The following is a 283-nucleotide window of genomic DNA, read 5'->3' as shown; positions in this document are numbered from 1 at the left end:
GTGCGAATGGCGTTTTAACAACAGTGAAATAAAAGTTCAAATTTCCATTTTGAAACAATTGGTAATAGATAATTTATCCTAGTTATCTAGGACAGCCCCAAACGTTTTCAAGCCCTATCCTGCGCCCCGCGCGGGGGAGGGTTGGGTGGGGGTGTTTCAGACGGCCTGAACCCCAAAGCCCGTAGCAACTGTATTTTTCACCCCGTCGGGCAAAAATACCAAAACTCAAATCAAGCCGTTTGGATACCGTTTTCGGTGGTACCGTTTTCGGCAAAATAATCAC

The 283-nt window shown here is 45.9% G+C and carries 1 protein-coding gene and 1 pseudogene; one reads left to right on the top strand and one right to left on the bottom strand.

Going from position 1 to position 283, the window contains the following annotated elements; translation table 11 throughout:
• Positions 1-82: pseudogene (locus ACLD9W_RS12630) on the top strand (IS1595 family transposase); the annotation flags it as partial.
• Here ACLD9W_RS12630 and ACLD9W_RS12625 read toward each other — a convergent pair.
• Positions 83-283: hypothetical protein (locus ACLD9W_RS12625; RefSeq protein WP_410842312.1), on the bottom strand; the 201-nt coding region annotated here is incomplete at its 5' end.

This window comes from Neisseria sp. WLZKY-1, assembly GCF_046546535.1.
In the GTDB taxonomy this organism is placed as follows: Bacteria; Pseudomonadota; Gammaproteobacteria; order Burkholderiales; family Neisseriaceae; genus Neisseria.
Note: the sequence above shows the minus strand (reverse complement) of the source record. Positions and strands in the feature narration are given on the sequence as shown.